This window comes from Zwartia sp. (genome assembly GCF_049655405.1).
Classification (GTDB): Bacteria; Pseudomonadota; Gammaproteobacteria; order Burkholderiales; family Burkholderiaceae_B; genus Zwartia.
Map to the genome: position 1 here is coordinate 1 of NZ_JBASJR010000011.1, position 20,953 is coordinate 20,953.

The 20,953-nt window shown below is 50.0% G+C and carries 14 protein-coding genes; 9 read left to right on the forward strand and 5 right to left on the reverse strand.

Annotated features, from left to right (window positions below; all coding sequences use genetic code 11):
- Positions 1 to 14: 14 nt before the first annotated feature.
- From WBJ47_RS07805 to WBJ47_RS07820, 4 genes are all read left to right on the forward strand, one after another.
- Positions 15 to 5,831 (forward strand): amino acid adenylation domain-containing protein, encoded by a 5,817-nt coding sequence (locus WBJ47_RS07805; protein WP_422243203.1) that lies wholly within the window; start codon positions 15 to 17, stop codon positions 5,829 to 5,831.
- Positions 5,832 to 5,987: 156 nt separating this feature from the next.
- Positions 5,988 to 6,899 (forward strand): phenylalanine 4-monooxygenase, encoded by a 912-nt coding sequence (gene phhA, locus WBJ47_RS07810; protein ID WP_422243202.1) that lies wholly within the window; start codon positions 5,988 to 5,990, stop codon positions 6,897 to 6,899.
- Positions 6,900 to 6,933: 34 nt separating this feature from the next.
- Positions 6,934 to 7,746 carry a phytanoyl-CoA dioxygenase family protein gene (locus WBJ47_RS07815; RefSeq protein ID WP_422243201.1) on the forward strand — a complete coding sequence of 271 codons (813 nt, stop codon included), beginning with the start codon at positions 6,934 to 6,936 and terminating at the stop codon, positions 7,744 to 7,746.
- A gap of 5 nt (positions 7,747 to 7,751) precedes the next feature.
- Positions 7,752 to 8,651 (forward strand): cupin-like domain-containing protein, encoded by a 900-nt coding sequence (locus tag WBJ47_RS07820; RefSeq protein WP_422243200.1) that lies wholly within the window; start codon positions 7,752 to 7,754, stop codon positions 8,649 to 8,651.
- 3 nt (positions 8,652 to 8,654) lie between these two features.
- Here WBJ47_RS07820 and WBJ47_RS07825 read toward each other — a convergent pair whose 3' ends face one another.
- The 4 genes from WBJ47_RS07825 to WBJ47_RS07840 all read right to left on the reverse strand — a co-directional run bounded on the left by WBJ47_RS07825 (position 8,655) and on the right by WBJ47_RS07840 (position 12,732).
- On the reverse strand, positions 8,655 to 10,247 hold the full coding sequence (locus tag WBJ47_RS07825) for an MBL fold metallo-hydrolase (RefSeq protein WP_422243199.1): 1,593 nt from the start codon (positions 10,245 to 10,247) through the stop codon (positions 8,655 to 8,657).
- Positions 10,248 to 10,266: 19 nt separating this feature from the next.
- Complete coding sequence (locus WBJ47_RS07830) at positions 10,267 to 10,983, reverse strand: response regulator transcription factor (protein WP_422243198.1); 717 nt, start codon at positions 10,981 to 10,983, stop codon at positions 10,267 to 10,269.
- A gap of 83 nt (positions 10,984 to 11,066) precedes the next feature.
- Positions 11,067 to 12,302, reverse strand: coding sequence for an MgtC/SapB family protein (locus WBJ47_RS07835; RefSeq protein WP_422243197.1), 1,236 nt, complete (start codon positions 12,300 to 12,302; stop codon positions 11,067 to 11,069).
- Positions 12,303 to 12,318: 16 nt separating this feature from the next.
- Positions 12,319 to 12,732, reverse strand: a complete 414-nt coding sequence (locus WBJ47_RS07840; protein WP_422243196.1) for a surface-adhesin E family protein — start codon at positions 12,730 to 12,732, stop codon at positions 12,319 to 12,321.
- A 245-nt stretch (positions 12,733 to 12,977) separates the two neighbouring features.
- Between WBJ47_RS07840 and WBJ47_RS07845 the strand changes: the two genes are divergently transcribed.
- From WBJ47_RS07845 to WBJ47_RS07855, 3 genes are all read left to right on the forward strand, one after another.
- Positions 12,978 to 13,601, forward strand: coding sequence for a carboxymuconolactone decarboxylase family protein (locus WBJ47_RS07845; protein WP_422243195.1), 624 nt, complete (start codon positions 12,978 to 12,980; stop codon positions 13,599 to 13,601).
- A 164-nt stretch (positions 13,602 to 13,765) separates the two neighbouring features.
- Positions 13,766 to 14,719, forward strand: coding sequence for a TAXI family TRAP transporter solute-binding subunit (locus tag WBJ47_RS07850; RefSeq protein ID WP_422243194.1), 954 nt, complete (start codon positions 13,766 to 13,768; stop codon positions 14,717 to 14,719).
- A gap of 106 nt (positions 14,720 to 14,825) precedes the next feature.
- Positions 14,826 to 16,841: a TRAP transporter permease gene (locus WBJ47_RS07855; RefSeq protein ID WP_422243193.1), complete on the forward strand. Its 2,016-nt coding sequence runs from the start codon at positions 14,826 to 14,828 to the stop codon at positions 16,839 to 16,841.
- A gap of 19 nt (positions 16,842 to 16,860) precedes the next feature.
- On the opposite strand, the gene WBJ47_RS07860 is transcribed toward WBJ47_RS07855, so the two are convergent.
- On the reverse strand, positions 16,861 to 17,637 hold the full coding sequence (locus WBJ47_RS07860) for an IclR family transcriptional regulator (RefSeq protein WP_422243192.1): 777 nt from the start codon (positions 17,635 to 17,637) through the stop codon (positions 16,861 to 16,863).
- Positions 17,638 to 17,796: 159 nt separating this feature from the next.
- Here WBJ47_RS07860 and WBJ47_RS07865 point away from each other — a divergent pair, with 159 nt between their 5' ends.
- Together WBJ47_RS07865 and WBJ47_RS07870 are read left to right on the forward strand one after the other, a co-directional pair.
- Positions 17,797 to 19,869, forward strand: coding sequence for a metallophosphoesterase family protein (locus WBJ47_RS07865; protein ID WP_422243191.1), 2,073 nt, complete (start codon positions 17,797 to 17,799; stop codon positions 19,867 to 19,869).
- A gap of 18 nt (positions 19,870 to 19,887) precedes the next feature.
- Complete coding sequence (locus WBJ47_RS07870) at positions 19,888 to 20,859, forward strand: Bug family tripartite tricarboxylate transporter substrate binding protein (RefSeq protein ID WP_422243190.1); 972 nt, start codon at positions 19,888 to 19,890, stop codon at positions 20,857 to 20,859.
- Positions 20,860 to 20,953 lie beyond the last annotated feature (94 nt).

Consider the following 20,953-nt stretch of genomic DNA (forward strand, 5'->3'; position numbering starts at 1 on the left):
CCAGCCTGTTCCCGTTGCGCTTACGCATCGGAAAACTCGACTGGTCCGCGCCCGAAGCACCCGGTCTGGCCTTGAGACAAATCAAGGAAGACCTGCGCGCCCTGCCTGACAAAGGCATCGGCTACGGTGTGTTGCGTCATTTTGATGCACAAAGCAAACAATTGTTCGAGGAATGCCCACAGCCTCAAATCGTCTTAAATTATCTTGGTCAATTTAACGAAGAAAATAAAAACGATCAGTCAGCTCATGCATCACCTCAGCATGAACAGTGGTTGTTTGATCAAGGCGGACTCACAGCCTGCCAAGACGACCCTAATCGTCAACGCATGCAATTACTCGACATCAATGCAATGATTGATCCTCAAGGATGCTTGCGCTTTAGCGTCGCATATTGCAAGCATGCGCATGATGAGTCCTCCGCACAAGCATTGGTTCATGCCTATACACAAGCACTGATTACCCTGACCCGACATTGCCTGGAAGATCCGCTATTCAACCGGTACACACCGTCTGACTTTGAGCTCATGGGTCAAGCGCTCACACAAAGTGCGCTCGATATACTCGTCAGGCAATATCCGGCTCTTGAAGATGTCGTCCCGCTGACGACACTGCAGCAAGGCCTGGCGTTTGAAAGCTTATCGCGCGACGAAAACGCAATCGATCCCTATCATGTTCAGATGGTCTTTACCTTTAGTGGTGACTTCGATCTGGCGGCCATGCAGCGTGCCTATCAACTCTTGATTCAGCGACACAAGATTCTAAGACTCGTGGTTGTTGCACCTGCAACCTTAGAGGCGACAGGCGTCATTTTGAGCGATGCGACGCAAGGATGTTCCATTCTTGCCTTGAGCGGCTCTGCCCAGGAACGACTTGCACAATTGCGTCAAATGGATATGGACACGCCCTTTGACTTAACAAAAGGACCCTTATTCCGGGCGCAACTCACAAAACTTGACGAGCACAATACTGCACTGTTGATATCAAATCATCATATGGTGCTGGATGGATGGTCAACGCCACTCATGCTTCAAGACCTCGCGCGCTTTTACGAGGCAGAACTCTCCGGCGTCGCTGTTCAACTTCCACGACCCTTCGACTGGAATGAGCACCTCTTATGGCTCAAACAACAGCCTGAAGAGGCCGCGCTCGCCTATTGGAAACGGCATCTGGCCACAGCAGAGGATGCAGGCCAACTGATGTTGCCGAGTCCCACTTCGCCCAAACAAGGTATGGGTGACCTCAGGCTGCATCTTGATCAGCAAAGTACACAGGACTTTGAAAAAACTGCCCGAGAACATGGATTGACACCTGCCTCGGCACTTCAAGGCCTGTTTGGTCTATTCATGGCAAAGCTCAGCCGAACAGATAATCTGGTCATTGGAAGCGTCAGAAACGGTCGAGGCAGTCAACTTAACAATATCGATCAAGCCGTAGGACTGTTTATTGAAACACTCCCCCTTTGCCTGACTCTGTCGCCCGCACAGACTCTCTTAGCGTGGCTGCGTCAGCAACAAGATGAGCAAGCGCAACAAGATGCACATGGTCACTTGGGCCTTTCACGCATTCAAAAACTGGCCAGCACAGGTCAAGCAAGCAACATGCCTTTATTTGAGGCACTGTTTATTTTTGAAAATTACAGTTCCGGTAATCTTGATGTCAATCAAGATTCCTCAAAAAGCGGCGCATTGACACAAACTGATTCACAAGGCGTCGATGGTACGCACTACCCAATTTCGCTGATTGCAGTGCCTGGCGAGCAGCTTCTGTTGCGCTTGACCTATGACGAAAATCGACTGGATGAACACAATGCACGCTGGATCCTGGATCGCATTGCCCATCTGGTCAGTCACTTTTCTCAACAACAAGATATTGCTTTAGCCAATATCTCTTTACTCAGTGAAACAGAGAGCCAAGCTTTACTCAAGCGCAGCACGAAAAAAATGGGAGCGGCAGCAAACAACCTGTCAACTCACATCCTCTTTGCAGAACGACTTGCAGATCTTGCTACGCAACACTCAACACGGACTGCCCTGGTCTATCAACACCAAAAAACTCAGGAGCGTTTCACCTATACCGAGCTAATCGGGCAATCCACGCAGCTAGCGCGCGTACTCATCGCACAAGGGATAGGTCCCGGCTCACTGGTAGCAATATTGCTCAATCGCAGCCCACAGATGCTAGTTGCACTGCTCGCAGTCCAACAAACTGGAGCAGCATATTTACCGCTTGATCCAGAGTATCCCGCAGCGCGTTTGCAATACATGCTGACTGACAGCGGTGCCAAATGTTTGCTCAGTACGACTGAACTCACAGCTTCTGATTCATTCAGAAATCATTTGACCTGCCCGCTTACGCTGCTACTGGATCAAGACTCACTTACCACGCAATGTGCTCAACAATCCCTTGCACCCATCATGCAACAAGAGCGCACAGCAGCATTGCAACCAGAGCATCTAGCCTATGTCATCTATACCTCCGGCAGCACAGGCAAACCTAAAGGTGTCGGGCTCACACACCATAACCTAGCGGTCTTTCTGGATGCGGTGCAACACGCCACACCTCTGTCTAAAACCGACAACCTTTTGGCAATCACAACAATTGGCTTTGATATTGCAGCGCTTGAGCTGTATTTACCCTTGCTCAATGGCGCATCAATCACCCTCCTCAGCCCGCAGGAAACAAAAGATCCAGCCTCGCTGCGACACGCCATTCACGCACACGACATCACCGTGATGCAAGCGACTCCCTCACTTTGGGATCTTGTTGTGAGTGACACCGATGAGCAAGCCTCGTCATTACGCATGCTGGTGGGTGGCGAAGCACTGCCTTATCGTCTGGCACAGCAAATGCTCAAGTTTGGATCCTCTGTGACCAATATGTACGGTCCAACTGAAGCCACTGTCTGGGCGAGTACCCAAGCCATTTCGCTGGAAATCTTCAGATCGCAGACCACCCCTGCTCCGATCGGACAACCCATGCAAGATTATGAGATGTTTGTGTTGGACGACAGCCTCTCTTTGGTGCCAGATGGCGTGACTGGAGAGCTTTATATCTCTGGTGCCGCACTCGCTCAAGGTTATGTCAACCGCCCAGGACTCAGCGCAGAACGATTCATCGCGAATCCTTTTGGTCCTGAGGGTGCCCGCATGTACCGAACTGGCGACTTGGCCCGCTGGGGTAGCGATGGCATCATCGAATACATTCGTCGTGCAGATCAGCAAATCAAGATTCGAGGATTCCGAATCGAGCTTGGTGAAATTGAAAATGCACTATCTTCTATTTCTGGCGTGAGTCAAGCCAGCGTTCAAGTCAAAGAGATTTCAGGTGAAAAGCGCTTAGTTGCTTACGTGGTGAAAGGCCATGGCAGCTTGCTTGGCGAAGACATCTTAAAAACAACCCAAGAGCAACTTGAAAATTTCAATACGGTCTGGGATTCGATCTATCAAGATAGAGAGTCAACGCATCCAGGCGAGCCCGATTTCTCAGGGTGGCTCAGTAGCTATACCGGACAACCGATTGCTTCAATCGAAATGCACGATTGGCGCGACATGACGGAGCGCCGAATACGCGAACTCGAACCACGACATATTTTTGAAATTGGTTGCGGTGCAGGACTGCTATTACTCCCTCTCGCCCGCACCATTGGTCACTACACAGCAATCGACTTTTCTGGTGTCACTATTGCAGCACTTCAACAGCAAGCCGAGCATTTAGGCTTAAAGAATGTCTCGTTGCATCACCAAGCGGCTGACACGGCATTTCCTGTATTTAACCAGCCCGTAGACACGGTCGTCATCAACTCAGTCGCTCAATATTTTCCAAATGTTGATTATTTCGTTGAAGTTCTTGGTCGCTGCATTCAACAGCTCAAAAATGGCGGACAAATTTTTGTTGGCGATGTCTGCCTGCTGAATTTGCTTGAGCTCAGAACAGCTTCAATTGAATACGCGAAAGCAGAACCCACCCTTTCCGTTCAGGCATTGCGGGATCAGGTCAAGCGTCGCGTAGAAGCAGAAGAGGAATTATTAGTCGATCCCGAACTCTTTGTAGCACTTCAACAAAAATTTCCTGAAATCAATCAAGTTGAATTCTCTTTAAAACGAAGTGCCTTTGATAATGAAATGTCTCTCTTCCGTTGTGATGTGGTGATTCATGTCAATCGTCAAGCGCCTCACATCAATTTACCGTCAAAGGAACAAGTACTTGACGCACGCACGCATTCCGTTGGACTTCAAGACTTAACGATCCTGCTTCAAGAACATCCTGATCGGCTTTGGATAAAAGGCTTGACGAATGGAAAACTCTGTCGCGATGTGAATATTCTCTCTCGCTTGAATGCGCAACAAGAGCACGATGCCCAAGAGACCGTTTCGCAGCTTGAGGCTATTGCGAAACATCAATCGCAAAACGCAATACGTCCAGAGGATATTTATCAACTTGCTGAAACGCTTGGTTATTGGGTGGGCATGATGTTCTCTGAGGATCATCCCGAGCAGTTTTTTGACGCGTATTTTGTCAAACATAGCCTTGCCAAGAATTATTCAGGCCTTCCTAGCACATTCCTTTATCCAAAAGCGGCTCTTGCGCAACAAAAATGGCCAGATCTCGCCAATCAACCTACAGTTCGAGATATTGATCGGCTATTTATTGCTCAGCTCAAGGACACACTATCTGTCAGTCTTCCAGAGTACATGGTGCCCTCTAATTTTGTCGTCCTTAACCGGATGCCGATGACTCCGAACGGAAAACTTGATGCACGCGCCTTGCCTGACCCGGAAATCGTCGGAGGAGAAACGTACCAAGCGCCTCAGAGTACGACCGAAATCATGTTATGCGAACTGTTTACGCTTTTAACAGGCGCCAATCGAGTTGGCATTAAAGATAACTTTTTTGCTCTAGGTGGCCATTCTCTTTTGGCGATGAGACTTGTCTCGAAAGTCAGAGAAGCTTGTCATTTCGAGTTACCCATGCGAGCACTCTTTGAACATCCCACCCCTGAGCAACTCGCCAAACTCATTGATCAAGGTCATACCCGTCCCTACACCCCGCTCGTCCCCTTGCGTAAAACGGGCACGCAACCCGTATTGTTTTGCGTTCACCCAGCAGGCGGCAGCGCGAGTGTTTATGGCAATCTTTCCAAAGCACTCGGTTCTGATCAACCGGTTTGGGCGCTCCAAGCCAAAGGATTAGAAGCGGGTGAAACTGCGCATACCTCAATGCAGGAGGTTGTTGCTGAATACGTTGCTGCGATCCGTGAGGTCAGTCCACAAGGGCCTTATCGACTGCTGGGCACGTCACTTGGAGGCACTATCGCACACGCCATGGCGGCCGAACTCGAGCGACAAGGTTGCCTGGTTGACAGGCTGATCCTTGTTGATACTGCAACTATTTCGAGAAACAGCCTGAGCGAAGATCCAAAAGAACGCGCCAAGGAAATCATCGAAGCCATCGCGCAGGATGCCGGAATCAAACAAGCTGAGCATGCAGAGGAGGAAGATTTGCTCTTACAAATCCGAGATCATATGGCTTCGGTCAATATGATCCCTGCTGAGATGCCACTGGATTGGTTCAAACGTATGCTTGACCACTCTGTCCAAGCCAGCAATCTAACCGCGCATCACGAACTTTCGGTCGTTCAGGCACCTATTATGCTGGTCAAGGCCACACTTGAAGAAGCGCCGGAGGATCCCTCTATTTATGACTGGTCACCTTACACGTCAGGCCCGACAAAAACGATTCAAGTTGCGGCGAGCCACTCTGACATTTTGTGGCGCAAAGATACGCTTTCATCGTTTGCCAATGCCCTAATGAAATATCTCGCGAGCGCATAAAACACACCGAATCAAACCATCTTTAGGAAAAGGGCTGACACATTCACAAAATGTGTCAGCGGATTGCCCGCAAAGCTTTGTTTTGCAAGTAATTGAGAGGTCTCCAACGTCATAACTCATTAAGCTCTAGGCTCTCGACAACGGATGCCCAAGTGTATGTCCAGCCAGAAAGATTTGATCGCACCCGCCGATCCAGTTAATTTAGAAAATTACCAGCCTGAACGTCCTGATTGGACGATCGATCAAGGTTGGGAGCGTTACACCGAACAAGAGCATGCGACATGGCGCACGCTCTATCAGCGCATGACCAAACTAATGAAAGGTCGCGCTTGCGAACTATTCGAACGAGGTATTCGGGAACTTCCGATGGATTCGGATCAGATCCCCAATTTTGTCGAGCTATCTGAACGTTTGCACAAACACTCAGGCTGGACGGTTGTCGCTGTGCCTGGACTCGTGCCAGATCACATCTTCTTTGAACACTTGGCAAATCGTCGTTTTCCGTCCGGCTGCTATATCCGCAGACCGCACGAGATGGATTATCAAGAATATCCAGATGTCTTTCACGATATCTTTGGACACATCCCTCTGTTGATGTATCCGCTGATGGGAGACTTTATTCAAAGCTGTGGCCAAGCTGCAGTCAAGGCGCACCAGCTCAAACAAGACGACGTGCTAGAGCGCATTGCAAGGTTGTACTGGTACATCGTTGAAGTCGGTTTAGTGCAAGAAGAAGATGGCATCCGTAGTTTTGGTGCAGCCATTGCCTCTTCGGAAAAAGAAATTCTGTTTGCGCTTGAAAACCCCTCGCCTAACCTCGTGAAGTTTGATGCCAAGCGTGTCATGCGTTCAGAGTTTTGGATTTACGACTTGCAGCAGACTTATTTTGTCCTTAAAGACATGAATGAGCTGATTCGCATCGCACACCTCAATCTAGATGCAATGACTGCTGAACTTAAAGGCATCCCTGACATTGAGTTGGGCGATCTAGTCTCCGAAGATCATGTTCTTCAGCGCGGTACGTTGCATTATCACGAACAAAAGCAACCACAGGCGACCGCTGCCTAAGCGCTCACGATAGCAAAGACTGGATAACGCGAACATGACTCTTACCCCCGATCAAATTGCCGCCTATGAGCGTGACGGTTTTTTTGTCCAACATCAGGCACTCAGTCAAGCTGCTGTTGAAAACTTGCTCGCCTGCACGCTTGATTTTGAAACACACGCACACCCTGGTCATGTGCTTGAAAAAGACGGCAAGACTTATCGTGCTTTTCATGGCTGTCATCTTTACGATGAGACCTACAGCGAATTAATTCGTGCCCCTCAGTTTTTGACGCCTGCTCAGCAACTCCTGCGCGATGACGTCTACATCCATCAGCTTAAAGTCAATGTGAAACAAGCGTTTTCGGGCGAGATGTGGCCGTGGCATCAAGACTATGTTTACTGGCGCAACGAAGACAATATTCCAACCGCGAATATCGTGAGCGTCATGATTTTTCTTGACGACATTGACGAGTTCAATGGTCCCCTGTTTTTTATTCCTGGCTCTCACTCGATCGGTTGCGTCGATGCGCCTAAGGCTGAAGATGCGCCGGAAGGCTGGGAAGGCAACGTCAGCGCCTCTCTCACCTATCAGATTGATGCTCCTCTTGTCACGAAACTCGTTGCAAAAGGTGGCTTGTTTTCTGCGACAGGAAAAAAAGGGACAGCCGTCTGGTTTCATGGCAATCTCGTTCATGCCTCGCCCCCAAATATCTCACCCAATAATCGACGTATTGCAATTTTGACCTACAACGCAGTTAGCAATACTCCTATCATTCAGCCCGAAACACTCAGACCGGAGTTTCTGAATGGACGAGATTACCGCCCCCTTGCGACCCTTGATATTGAACAAATCGCTCTACCAGCTTGAGAAAGATGAATCACTCACAACCAAACAGCGCGTCTGCCAGCCATGACTCAATCGAGCGCGTATCCGTTCACTATCTCACGCCAGATCTCTTTCATCACGAATTTCAACGCCATAACAAACCAGTTATTTTGACCGATGCTTTCAGCGATTCAATTCCTGTTGATACTGAAAAACTCATGTCGCATGTTGGCTCAATGGAAGTTCCAGTGCGAGTCTATGGCACTGAACGGTTCACGACACCCAAAGCAGAATGGAAAAGCTATTGCGACATTCGTAAAATGACGGTGAGTGAGTATTGCAACCTGTTGAAAAACGGGAGCGCAAAACGAGACAGCATTTACCTCGCGATGGTTGATATGGGGAAAACACCTTTTCGACGCGTGGTAGGTCCTGGCATTGATCTGATTGCAGAAAAGACTGGTTTGCGTCGACAACTCCCTAACGATGTGAACGTTTGGGTCGGCCCAGGTGGTCATGTCGAGCCCTTACACTATGATGGTCAAGATGGCACACTTTCACAGTTTCGTGGAACAAAACGTATTTCTTTGTTTCCACCAAGCGTCCAAGAAGGGCTCTACCCTTTTGAAATGTCTCACGGCGGACTGACTCCTAACTTTAGTCAGGTCTACATTGATCAGCCAGATTTTGAAAAATTTCCTCGCCTGCGCGCAGCATTGTCCGAACGTCGAACGCTGGACCTTGCCGAAGGCGAGACGCTTTATATGCCCGTAGGCTGGTGGCATGAAATCGAGGCGCTGGGCAATGACTACATTTGCTCGGTCAATCGATTCTGGAAAGTCGATCCAATCTGGCGTTACAGCCAAGCACCACAAGCCGCATATTTGTACGGAATGTCGCACTTGTTCCGGATGAAACACCGGATCAAGCGCTTACTCGGTCGCTAAATATCAAGCCGGTAGCGTCACATCGGCGCTACCAAATAATCGTTCAGCATGTAGGCCCAACCCACGACAGGCCTCTACCAGCTGTCTTGCATTGGTGGCAGGCACCGTATCCTCTGAAGGATCGATACTGGTCACATATTGCAGCCATGGCTCAGCACCCATCGCATACACATAGACCTGTTGACTACCCAAGCTCTTGACGACTTTGAGTCCACGCTCGGCATCTGAGCCATTGAGTCTGCGTGTTTGATCCTTTTTGCGATCAACGGGGACCGGTAGCAAAGGCCCGTAGGTCCAGCTGTAGGGTGCACCCTGACACTCCTGACCAATAAACAATGTCTCAATCGGACCAAAGATCTGCTTGAGATGTTCATAAATCAAGGGCTCCAGATTGTTGCTGTCTGCCGCAAAAAGCAAGTTTTGTGAGCCTGCCTTGACGAGCCACGCCGCCTTGGAACGGATATCCAGATCACCGTGCTCCCCGAGGAATGGCAAGGCAGTAATCAGCATCTCACCTTTTTCCACACTGCCCAGAGGCTCAAGCTCTACTACCTTTTTAAAGCCTATCGACTGCAGCATGAGCTTGAGTGATGGATCGGCTAAGCCACCGCCTGCACTGGGTACCACGATGGTATCGATCTTGTAACGCAAAGCCAACAAGGTCTCCAGCAGTACGTGGTCAGCATGATTATGCGTCAATACGACATAGTCAATCCGTTCGGGCAAATCTGCCATGACAAAACGTTTGATTCCACCATTCGTGTCATACGCCACAATGGGATCTACCAAGACATTTGTACCGTCATTGGCTTCAACCAAGACGCAGGCATGTCCAAAATAGCGCCATCGGGTTCCACCTTTGTGCGTGCGATCGACAATAGCCGGAGGAGTCTCGGTCAGGAAATCACGGAATTTTTCATTGTTTACTCCCGCTTGTGCCAAGCGCTCGAGTACCGCTTGAAGAGGCTGCGGTGTGAGTCGCAATGCCGCCAAATAATCATAAATCTCGTCGTTAAACGGACGCTCTAACTCCACCGCATCTGGACGCCAGAGTCGAGGCGTACTAAAGGCAAAGGCACGGTCATCACCGTTGGCTTGATAAATCAACGCAGACTGAGAAGCGGGGTTGTAAGCCGGACTTTTATAGAGCAACGGCTCAATCACGCGTAAATCTGGATGGCCACCTAGCGTGTAAAACAACTCGACATACCCCCTCACCGGAGCGGGTAAAGTCTCGTAAAACTTTTCAATACTAAAGCCATCCGCCTGTTTTAGAATGGCGCGATAGGCTTCACGCAAACCTTCACCAAAAGCAATCTGTTGTGATTGGCGCTCTTTCGTTTTGGCAATCAGCGCGCGGACCTCATCAACTGATTCCAAAGGAAGATCAACAAAAGGACCTCCTCGCAAACTCGGATTTTGACAAGCGGCCGCATGAATATCAGGTGCGCTGACAAATGATTCCAACAAGGTTAAATGGCGAAATGGCACATTTAAAGAAGCGGTTGCAGGAGAAATCAAATGGGACCACGCGTACCAACGCTCCACCAAAGGTTCGATCACAACATCCGATTTCAAAGTCACTAATCCAGACATACTTTTTTCCATTTATTTATTAGGGTTCTATATCTACCGCAATACAAAGCTGATATCCCACGCCCCATACTGACTTCACAGCGACATCCGCACCGGGTTCAGAAATTTCACCGAGCTTGCGCCGTAAACGGCTGACTAAGCTTTCGAGTGCGCGCTTTCCCATATCCTCAACGCCTGAACGCTGACTCAATATTTCGACAATGACTTCATTTTCAAGCGTGTGATTCGGGGCCTGAATGAGTCCCACTAGCAACACCTTTTCACTATTGGTCAAGACAGCGCGCTGCCATTGAGCTGGGCCGGCGATGGAGCGGTCTTTGAGACATAACTTCCAGCGCGTACTGACGACATCCATATTGAGTCGACGCATCAGGCTATGTAAACCAGCAGTGAGCTCTTCGGGCGACACTGGCTTGTACAGATAGATATCAGCACCTGATTCGTAGCCCTTGACCCGGTCCGCGACCGAACCGCGTGCCGTCATCATGACGATGCCAACCTTGGGGATGCTTTTTCGAATACGACGGGCGATACTCAGTCCGTCTTCACCTGGAAGCGTGAGATCCAATATAAAGATATCAATCGGCTCAGTGATCAACAGTTCATCAAGCGACTTACCGTTTGCAACACCAAAAACCTGGAATCCGGTTTCTTTCAGATGATAGAAAATCTCCTTGCGCAGCAAGGGATCATCTTCAACCAGCGCGATGCGAACATCGTAATTTGCCTGACTCATTGTGTGCGGACAGAGGAGAATTGCAAGTATTGAATTCTAATTGCCGAGGTCACTTTTCCAAGGCAAACCTCTCGCAGAAGCTCTCAGTGCGCCACTAATAACTGAACTGTGATTGCCGCCGCCATCATGATCACTAGGCTGCCACCCACATAGAGACCGTAACGCAGTCCGCCACTCATAAAAGCTAATGCCGCCTTAGCAACCGAGGCCGAGGCCAACACAATGAGCACGCCCCACTGAGCAAAGTCAGGCTCCAGTGAACCCGTCGCGCTCAACTGCGAAATACTTGCCGCGGCAGCTTGCAATTCGACCAGTGCGACCAAGCCTGCGGTGATTAAGGCACCCGCCTCACCCAAGTGTTCACGCAACCAAGCCGTCAAGATGATGACTGTAGCAATGATGACCGCGATCGAGATCGCATGCGTTAATTTAAACGCACGCGTGCTGACTGTTTCAGGCAGCACTACGCGATGTCCATCTTTGAACAAACATAACAATGACGCGGCCAACAACACCCCTGCGCAGGAGAGCAAGACCACCATCATTTCGTGCAATAGGTCGGGTGCAGCAGCACCAATGACCGCTGCCATCAATAACAAGGAAGCCAAATTTGCCAATAATGCACCTGCACTCGCGACCGCCGTCAATACTGGAGCTCCTTTGGCCTGGCTCCCAAAACTCGCGACTGCCAAGGTTGAAGAAACAAAGCCGGAAAAAAAACCCGCAAGTGGCAGGCCTAGTCTGGCACCTGCAGCCCGCTGTGCGATATGACCCAACATGCCTACCGCCATGACCAGCACCACGAGCCGCCAAACCATGTTTAAGTCCAACACACCCCAAGGGTCGAGAGGCTGCGCGGGCAACAAAGGCCAGACGACCACCGCCGCCGCGGCAAGCATCAATACATCCTCTAACTCATGATCACTAATCAAATCATGCGTGAGACGCTGGAGAGGTTTTTTGACATATAGCAAGATTGCCACCACCACACCGAGCGCAGACGCCATCACACGCTGATCGCGTGCCAAACCACCCAGCGCAAATGTGAGCACAATCGCAATTTCACCCGTCATACCCGGGTCAGCATCTGCCGTTTTTAGATAGCCAATCACAGCGAGTGCACCAACCGCAACAAGGGTGGCGACAAATGGCGCTGTGCCAAGCCCCCAAGTGACTGCTCCGAGTACCGCAATCAAGGCATGAGTGCGTGTGCCTGCTTTGGAGACTGTCGCCAGATGCGCACGTTCACGCACGACACCGATGAGCAATCCGATGCCGAGCGCTGTCAATAACCCTCGCAGTGCTTCATCCCAGTCCATGAAAGACCTTTAACGACTACTTTGGATCACAAGCGAAGTTTTTTAAATTTTGTTCAACGCTTCGGGGATTGATGGGTTGCCACTGACTGTAAACTTTTTCTGTCTTGACGATTTGTCCGCCCGCCATACGTTCATCATGAAAATCAATCGTATAGGTGCGAACCCGATTGTCACGACAGTTGTATTGCGCGCGAATCACCACGGAGTGAAACATCATTCCTTGCTGATCACGCATTTTCTGCTTGTAATCCAACATCTCGGCGACATTGACGAAAATATCTGTTCTCAAGATTTCGCCGCGCTCGGTATAAGTCACGAGTGAGGCATCTTCGTGCAAACTCAGCCACTGCGCTTGTGCAGCACAGGTGAGCAACCCCATACTCAGTAATAAAGATTGAATCGTGCGCTTCAAACTTAGTGTGTTGTTCATTTGACACCTGCCCCCTCTGGGCGTTGATCCTAAACCGATTCTTCGATTTGATGTCTTTTTAAGCGCAACCCGGAGATTAACCCCTGTCAAAGAATGGCTTTGCTTAACAATCTTATATCAGAACCCATCTATTTTTAGGTGCGATGAGGCAAAACCATTAAACTTCTTAAAAAATTTGATTTTAATTTGACTGACTGGCTGACATATCAAAATAAACACAGCCAATCGCTTCTGGAGACCTTTTAATGAGTCAAAGTAACCAAAGCAACACCCCTGCAGATGAACAACGCTTCAAGCGTCTTCACCTTGATGAGATGTCGCCTGAGCAAAAGCAGTATTTTGATGGTTTGATGTCTGGACCAGTCTCAGGCACGGGCAGTAAAGGCGTTGTCCAAGGTGCCACCAGTCTTGGTGCACCATTCAATGTGCTGCTTCGTAGCCCGGTCTTGGCCGAACGCTTACGCAAAGTCGGCGAGTACCTTCGTTTTGAAAGCAGCATCCCAAAGCGCTTGAATGAGTTTGCCATCTTGGTCACTGCTCGTACTTGGACCGCGCAATACGAATGGTTTGCGCACCTGCGACTGGCACTTAAAGAAGGGTTAAATCCAGCGCTCGCAGAGGACTTGGCACTCGGCAAGCGTCCACAAAACATGCAGCCAGATGAAGAAGCGGTCTATAACTTCTGTCACGAGTTACACGCCACACATCAAGTGAGCGATGCACATTACAAAGCCGTATATGACCTTTTCGGCGAACAAGGCATCGTGGATCTCATGGTGGTCAGTGGTTATTACGTCATGGTTTCCATGGTGCTCAATGTTAATCGCACGCCCCTTCCCGAGGGTGCTGTACCCATTCCCACGCTCTAAAACTCCCTGTCTCTGATACGGGCTTTTAACGCAATCTAGAGGGAAACCTGCATTGAACCACTCGTTAATTTGAGTTATCTTCGAACAACGTGAATCAAGCCGTCAAATGGAACGCATTGCTCCCTTTCGGCTTGATCCTCAAGAAAAATGTCTCGGAGATTGCAATGAAAATATTAAAGACACTTGCCCTGAGTTTGACAGTGCTGTGCGCAAGCGCCGCACACGCTGAAAATTATTCAATCGCCACTGGCGGTACAGGCGGCGTTTACTACCCAATGGGTGGTGGTCTGGCAGCGGTGCTCACCAAAAAAGTACCTGGCATGTCCGCCACTGCAGAAGTCACCGGCGGCTCCGTCGACAACCTCAAACTCATCGGCTCGGGTAAACCTTACCTGGCCTTTACGATGTCAGACGCGGCCAAAGACGCCCTCGACGGTAAGGACAAGTTCTCAGGCCGTAAAGTCGACGTCAAGACACTGCTCGTGCTGTATCCAAACCGCATGCATGTGGTGACGACTGAAGCTAGCGGTATCAAAACCATGAAGGACCTCAAAGGCAAGCGCGTCAGCACAGGTAGCCCAGGAAGCGCCACTGAAGTGATGGCCTTCCGTTTAATCGAAGCCGCTGGTCTGGATAAGGACAAAGATGTGCGTCGCGAGCGACTCGGCGTCGCTGAGTCCGTGAACGCCGTCAAAGACCGTAAGATCGATGCATTCTTTTGGGTTGGTGGTTTGCCAACTGCTGCCGTGACTGATCTGGCCAATACTCCCGGCACCAAGATTGTCATGATCGACCACGCCGATGCGGTGGATGCGATGAATAAGAAATACGGCAATCTGTATTTCAAAGACACCATCCCCAAGGCCACATACTCTGGCATGGCTGGTGATAACAAAAACGCGTCGGTCTCCAATATCTTAGTTGTCAACGGCAAGATGTCTGACGATGAAGCCTACAAAATCACCAAGGCGGTATTCGACAACAAAGAAGAATTAGTGCGTACCCATCGTGAATACGACAGCGTCAAACTGGAAAACCAAAAGGCTGCAGCCACACCGCTGCCTTTTCACCCAGGCGCTTTGAAGTATTTCCAAGAAAAGGGTCAAAACGTTCAGTAAACGAACGCATCTTGACTCTAGCAGCACATTCAGCAAGTGCGTCTTCAAGCGCACTTGCTGTATTTTTTTAATCGCATCATCAATACATTGAAAACCAGGTATCGCTATGAGTGAGTCGTCCATCGATCGCGCCACACAACAAAAACTAGATGAATTAATCCGCCAGGAAGAAGGCGATGCGAATGACTATCGCGGCATATTGGCGGTCTTTTTGACGCTGTGCGCGGTCGGCATGTCGATCTTTCACTTGTACGCAGCCTACGAAATCGTCCCGACACAAATCCTGCGCACGATTCACCTTGCAATCGTGCTCTTCCTTGTCTTTCTGACCTTTCCGCTCACCTCACGTTTTAAAAACCGGTTGATGTGGTGGGATTTGCTCATCGCGTGCTTTTCGATCTTTGTCGCGTTCTATATTTTGAACGGTGGCGATGACTTTACTGATCGCAATACCGACCCCCTTCCATTAGACATCGCCATCGGCGTCGGTCTGATTCTCATGATTCTCGAAGGCCTGCGCCGCACCAATGGCATGATCTTGGTGAGCGTGACCATCCTGTTCATCCTCTACGCACTCTTTGGCAATTATCTGCCTGCACCTTGGACACACAAAGGCTACGAGATCGGCCGCTTTGTCGGGTTTATGTACATGACCCTCGAAGGGATCTACGGCACCGCGCTCGACGTCTCCGCCACACTGATCATCTTGTTTACGATCTTTGGCGCCTTTTTGCAGTTCACCGGCGCAGGCAAGTTTTTCATCGACTTTTCCTTTGCTGCCATGGGCGGAAAGTCCTCTGGCGTGGGCCGCACCATCGTGCTGTCTTCCTTTTTGCTGGGAGGCCCCTCGGGCTCTGGAGTTGCCACCACCGTAACGGTGGGCTCTGTGGCCGCCCCCATGCTCGACAAAGTCGGCTACGAAAAAAATGCTGCAGGCGGTTTGCTGGCTGCGGGTGGCTTGGGTGCCATCATCTCTCCACCAGTACTTGGCGCCGCAGCCTTCCTGATTGCTGATTTTCTAAAAATATCCTACCTCGACGTTTTATTGATGGCGTGCATTCCGACCATTCTGTTCTACCTGGGTTTGTTCATCATGGTAGAGATCGACGTGCGTAAATACGGCATGAAGAAAATGTCGTTCGAAGCCGCGGAAAGCGCCTGGTCGCTCACCAAAAAATACTGGTTTCACTTTTTCTCGCTGATATCGATCGTGGTGTTCATGATGATCGGTTTTTCACCCATCATGTCAGTGTTTTGGGCGACCATCGTCTCGGCCGCGACCAGTATGCTTCGACGCGATACCGCCATCATCTCCTATGACTGGCTGCGTGGTCGTGAACCCTTTTTCAAAGGCCTCTATCAGTCAAACTTGGTTAAGGCTCTCGCCAACGGCTCGAACGGTGTGCTCTCGATTGCCGTCACCTGCGCCGGTGCCGGCCTGATTGTTGGCACGGTGACACTCACCGGTCTGGGCTTGAAATTTAGTTCCATCGTGATCGAGTATGCAGGTGGCTCACTGCTCTTGACTGCGATTTTTACCGGTCTGGTCGTGTGGGTCGTCGGACTGGCGGTTCCCGTCACAGCCTCCTACATTATCTGTGCCGTGATTGCGGCTCCTGCCTTGATCAACCTAGGCGTGCCAGACTTTGCGGCACACATGTTTATCTTTTATTACGCCGTGCTGTCAGAGGTTTCGCCCCCAACCGCGCTGTCACCTTTTGCGGCAGCCGCGATTTGTAAAGGCGATCCTTACAAGACCACCCTTCAAACATGGAAGTACGTCGCACCCGCGATCTTGGTGCCCTTTATGTTTGTGCTGGGCGACGAGGGCACCAGCCTCCTGCTGATGGGCTCAACCAAAGCCCTCGCCAACGCGGACTGGCTCCAAATCGGCTGGATCACCTTTACCGCTGCTATCGGTATAGTGTGTCTGGCAGGTGGCCTGCAAGGCTGGTTTATCGAGAAAACCCATATCCTCGAGCGCACCATCATGGTGATCGCAGGTGTGGCCCTCACCTACCCGGACAACTGGGCAGATGTGGTCGGTTTTGCCGGGTTTACGCTGGTGTTGATCACCCAGTTAATGAGACGCAAGAGAAACATGCAGCCCTCAACAAGTTAAATAACTCAAACTAAACGCTTCAACTCAATCCGAGTGAACGCTCAACGCCCCGGACTAGATTTAATAGCCGGGGCGCAAATTTTTGTATCAATGTATTTTCATCCACTTCATATGTCGCAACAGTCAGATTAAACGCTAGTGGTACACCGTTGTATCGCACGCCCAAAGGAACAGCTACAGCCGCCAGCGTGGGCTGCCACTCGCCAATCACTGTGCAAAATCCCGAAGACTTGATCTGTTTGTAAGCGAGCTCTGTAGGCGCAAGTCTCAACTGATAGTCCTCAGGATGTACTGATTCCAGACCACTGTAGATGTACCCGCGTTCCTGAGGTGTATGTCCATACAGCAATGCCCGTCCCATTGCGGTGCGTAGCAAAGGCCGTGTTGATCCGATTCCTGGTTTTGTGAAATTACTCTCACTTCCCACCACCGTCTCTACATAGACCACCTGTAGACGATCCCTCATTCCCATTGAAACTGGACCATTTGCCAAGCACGCCAGCTCCATCATTTCAGGACCGGCGACTTGGCGGATTGCCATTTGAGATAACAGTGGGTATCCCAGCGAAAGGACTGCCGCCCCAAGCGCGTATTTGCCCGAAGCTTTGTCACGCCTAAGGTAACCCAAGCCCATCAGGGTATAGGTCAATCGCGTCACTGTGGGGCGTGCCAGTAAAAGCCTTTCTGATAACTCTTTGTTGCCCAACAGAGGCTCACCCAGACCAAAACAACCCAGAACAGCTAAACCATTGGCGAGCGTGGAGGCGAACTGCGGCTGCTGTTGAAGCACATTCATGTCCAAAAATCCTGGATCTCGGCTCTCTAGAGCGTCTTTTGGACTTCTCATTTTTACATTTGCCTCTGGCGTTGAATTTTCTAATTGACATTGTAACTTTGTATAAACATAATCAATTACAACTATTCGGTATTAAATTCAACTATTTGGAATTAAAGCATGCATCAGAAAAAAAGACCTTCAGGATCAGCAAAACCGCTGTTTTCGTTTGCAGTGGTCGCTGACACACATGTCAACGAGAGCGACAACATCTCGAGCTCTCCATTCGAAACAAACCATCTTGCCAACGAGCGGGCTCGCTTTGTCTTTGAAGACATTGCGTTGATGGATCCACAACCCAAGTTCGTCATCCATCTCGGTGACATCGTGCACCCGATGCCCGCTCTGCCAACCTTTATGCAAGCGGTTGATCAATTTAAAGAGATCACTCGCCAGCTAAAGTGCCCACTACACGTGCTGCCAGGCAATCATGACGTCGGTGACAAGCGCATCGATTGGATGCCCGCTGATCAGATCTGCGACCCGCATCTCGAGGCCTATAGAAAAGCCTTTGGAAAAGACTATTACAGCGTGGATGTCGACAACATCCGTTGCATCCTGATTAACTCACTCCTGATCAATTCCGGACTGGGCGCTGAAGAAGAACAAAAAACATGGCTTGAGAATCAAATTGATTCGGCAGCAAATAAAAGAGTGTTTTTGTTTATGCATTACCCGCCTTTTGTTTATAGCGAAACTGAACGCGGCAGCTACGACAACCTCGATGAGCCCGGCCGCACATGGCTTGTTGACTTGATGAAACGACCCAATGTCGAAGCCTCCTTTGCCGGCCATGTTCACAACTTTTGGTACGAGCAGCTCAAAGAATCAGATTTTTATATGCTGCCCTCCACTGCCTTTCTCAGGCACGACTACTCTGAGTTTTATCGCGTCAAACCAGAAATTGAATTTGGTCGTGGTGATGTCGCAAAGTTTGGTTATTTCATTGTGGACGTTTTTACAGATGGCCATATCGCCTATCCCATCCGAACGATGGGTGTACGTACCAGCGCCACTCAAAAGAGTCTGAATCGTTCAGTGCAATATCTGACCCATCCAAAATCTTCGGACTTTAATCATGTCGGCGTTGAGCTCAGACATACATGGACTGAGGTGGCACAGATCCCCGCAACAGGTGGCGTACAAGAATTTGGCAGAAAATCGGCGCGCAATGACTATCCCTTGCTAGCGCTTTGGGAAATGGGCGCCAAGCTTTCAAAAGTGACAGATCAAGATGCGCTCGATACTGCCACGCGCCGTCGCATGCAGCTTCTGGCCAATATGGGGCATCGCTTTTTACTCACTTCTTTGGGTGTGCCCAACGCAAACCTGCAAGCAGTCAATCTTGAACAGGCAGGGGTCATGGGAATCGAAACCAATCTCAGCACTAGCCGTTTTCAAGCGAATCTTTCAACACTCCTCAACTTTAAAGCTCAAACACAATTAAAGATATTCTGGTGCAAGATCCATACCTACGATGACTCTCATTACGATGGCAAACACTTCAGTCATTTTGTGAAATCTGGATTTACGACTGAGGACTTGCAGACACAAGCGTCTCTTATTCGCGAAGCGCTTGACTCAAAAGCGATCGATGGCATCACTGTCCGCGTAGAGTCCGATCAAGATCTACTCATCGTTGCCCCTTTGTTAAAGGCCTTTGCAACCACACACAACTGCCAGATTGTTGCCTCCCTCAAACTCAGTGGCCCGAGCATTGCCCAATCCAATGACAATGAAGCCGCATTGATTGAAAAAGTCTGCGCAGCAATGTTGTTTTCAAAAAGTTCGGATTCAGTGCAATACATTTTCGACACCTTTATGGATGTCGACAGAGGCTATTACCCACGCCTCGCTTTTATTGATCGTCAGTTCAATCCCAATCTTGCCGCAAATGTGTTTGCGCATATCAATTCCATTTTTTCACATGTCAAACACATTGATATCGACACCTCACGCTCCCAAGCTGGCTCTCACATGACGTTTTCTGCAGATGGTGTGACCCATCAGATTCATTTCGGAAATGCAGACAGCATCTCCTCCAAACGCAAGCAACTCAGCAACGTCTCAAACATGATTGACCTCACTGCCAACGGTAGAGAACAAACCCCTCTTCATTTGGGCACTTCCATTGCTTCTGATGACATACAAGCACATCCCGAAACCAATGCCATGTTGTTCCGCTTTAACTAATCCACAAGGAGTACAAACATGAAACTACGTCTATCTCTCTTGAATGCGGTCTTTGCAGCGACAACACTGTGCCTCGGCGCGACCGCAGCCGCTGCCTATCCTGACAAGCCAGTCAAACTCTTGGTGGGCTATGGTCCTGGTGGCGCAACAGACATCATCGCCCGTGTTCTGTCCAAGACCCTCACTGAAAAATGGGGCCAAGCTGTTGTTGTGGAAAATAAACCAGGCGCTAGCGGCATGATTGCGGCCAACGATGTTGTCAGAGCTGCACCTGATGGCTACACGCTGCTGTTGGGTTACACGCCAGAGGTCTCGATCAATCAGCTCGTATTTTCAACGATGCGCTACGATCCGATCAAAGACCTCACTCCGATTTCTCTGGCAGCAGAGGCTCCCCTCGTATTGGCTGTCGGTGCCAAACTCCCCGTTAAATCCCTCAAAGAACTGTTAGAAAAAGGCAAGTCATCAACGCCCTTGACCTACGGCTCACCCGGCGTAGGCGGCCAGCAACACATGGCAGGTGAAATGTTGGGCACGGCGACCAATATGTCACTGACGCATGTTCCCTACAAAGGCACGGCACCGGCCGTCGCAGCGCTCGTGGGCGGACAGATTGATTTATTCTTTGCGACAACCCCCCCCCTTTTAGGGCAAATCAGAGCCGGAAAAGTGACACCGATTGCCGTTGCGGGGAGTCAGCGTGAAAAACTCTTGCCTAACGTCCCAACCTTCGTCGAATTAGGCTTCCCCGCCATTCAGCTGACCAATTGGTTTGGCGTATTTGGACCCAAAAACATCCCCCCCTCTGTCCTCAACACCATCACAACCGATGTCACTGCGGCGCTGCGTGACCCAGCCGTGATGAAACAATTGGAGGATCAGGGACTGACACCTCGTCCAATCGCTGGTGCAGAATTTGCGAAATTTATTGCTGCGGAGATGAGCAAGTACGCGCCGATCATCAAAGCGGCAAAGATTCAGGCCGAATAAGCTGCCTTGAGTTGGACTGTAACGCTCGGTTTAGCCTCCAGAACGGCTAAACTGAGCGATATTCGAAAAAAGGCTCCATATGGATGCCTTTTAG

Bases quoted from the DNA above. Each gene is read 5' to 3' on its own strand.
- WBJ47_RS07830 (WP_422243198.1), bottom strand. From the start codon at position 10,983: ATGAGTCAGGCAAATTACGATGTTCGCATCGCGCTGGTTGAAGATGAT.
- WBJ47_RS07815 (WP_422243201.1), top strand. From the start codon at position 6,934: ATGACTCTTACCCCCGATCAAATTGCCGCCTATGAGCGTGACGGTTTT.
- WBJ47_RS07835 (WP_422243197.1), bottom strand. From the start codon at position 12,302: ATGGACTGGGATGAAGCACTGCGAGGGTTATTGACAGCGCTCGGCATC.
- WBJ47_RS07820 (WP_422243200.1), top strand. From the start codon at position 7,752: ATGAATCACTCACAACCAAACAGCGCGTCTGCCAGCCATGACTCAATC.
- WBJ47_RS07860 (WP_422243192.1), bottom strand. From the start codon at position 17,637: ATGAATGTGCTTCAACAGCAGCCGCAGTTCGCCTCCACGCTCGCCAAT.
- WBJ47_RS07845 (WP_422243195.1), top strand. From the start codon at position 12,978: ATGAGTCAAAGTAACCAAAGCAACACCCCTGCAGATGAACAACGCTTC.
- WBJ47_RS07855 (WP_422243193.1), top strand. From the start codon at position 14,826: ATGAGTGAGTCGTCCATCGATCGCGCCACACAACAAAAACTAGATGAA.
- WBJ47_RS07840 (WP_422243196.1), bottom strand. From the start codon at position 12,732: ATGAACAACACACTAAGTTTGAAGCGCACGATTCAATCTTTATTACTG.
- WBJ47_RS07850 (WP_422243194.1), top strand. From the start codon at position 13,766: ATGAAAATATTAAAGACACTTGCCCTGAGTTTGACAGTGCTGTGCGCA.
- WBJ47_RS07825 (WP_422243199.1), bottom strand. From the start codon at position 10,247: ATGTCTGGATTAGTGACTTTGAAATCGGATGTTGTGATCGAACCTTTG.
- phhA (WP_422243202.1), top strand. From the start codon at position 5,988: ATGTCCAGCCAGAAAGATTTGATCGCACCCGCCGATCCAGTTAATTTA.
- WBJ47_RS07865 (WP_422243191.1), top strand. From the start codon at position 17,797: ATGCATCAGAAAAAAAGACCTTCAGGATCAGCAAAACCGCTGTTTTCG.
- WBJ47_RS07870 (WP_422243190.1), top strand. From the start codon at position 19,888: ATGAAACTACGTCTATCTCTCTTGAATGCGGTCTTTGCAGCGACAACA.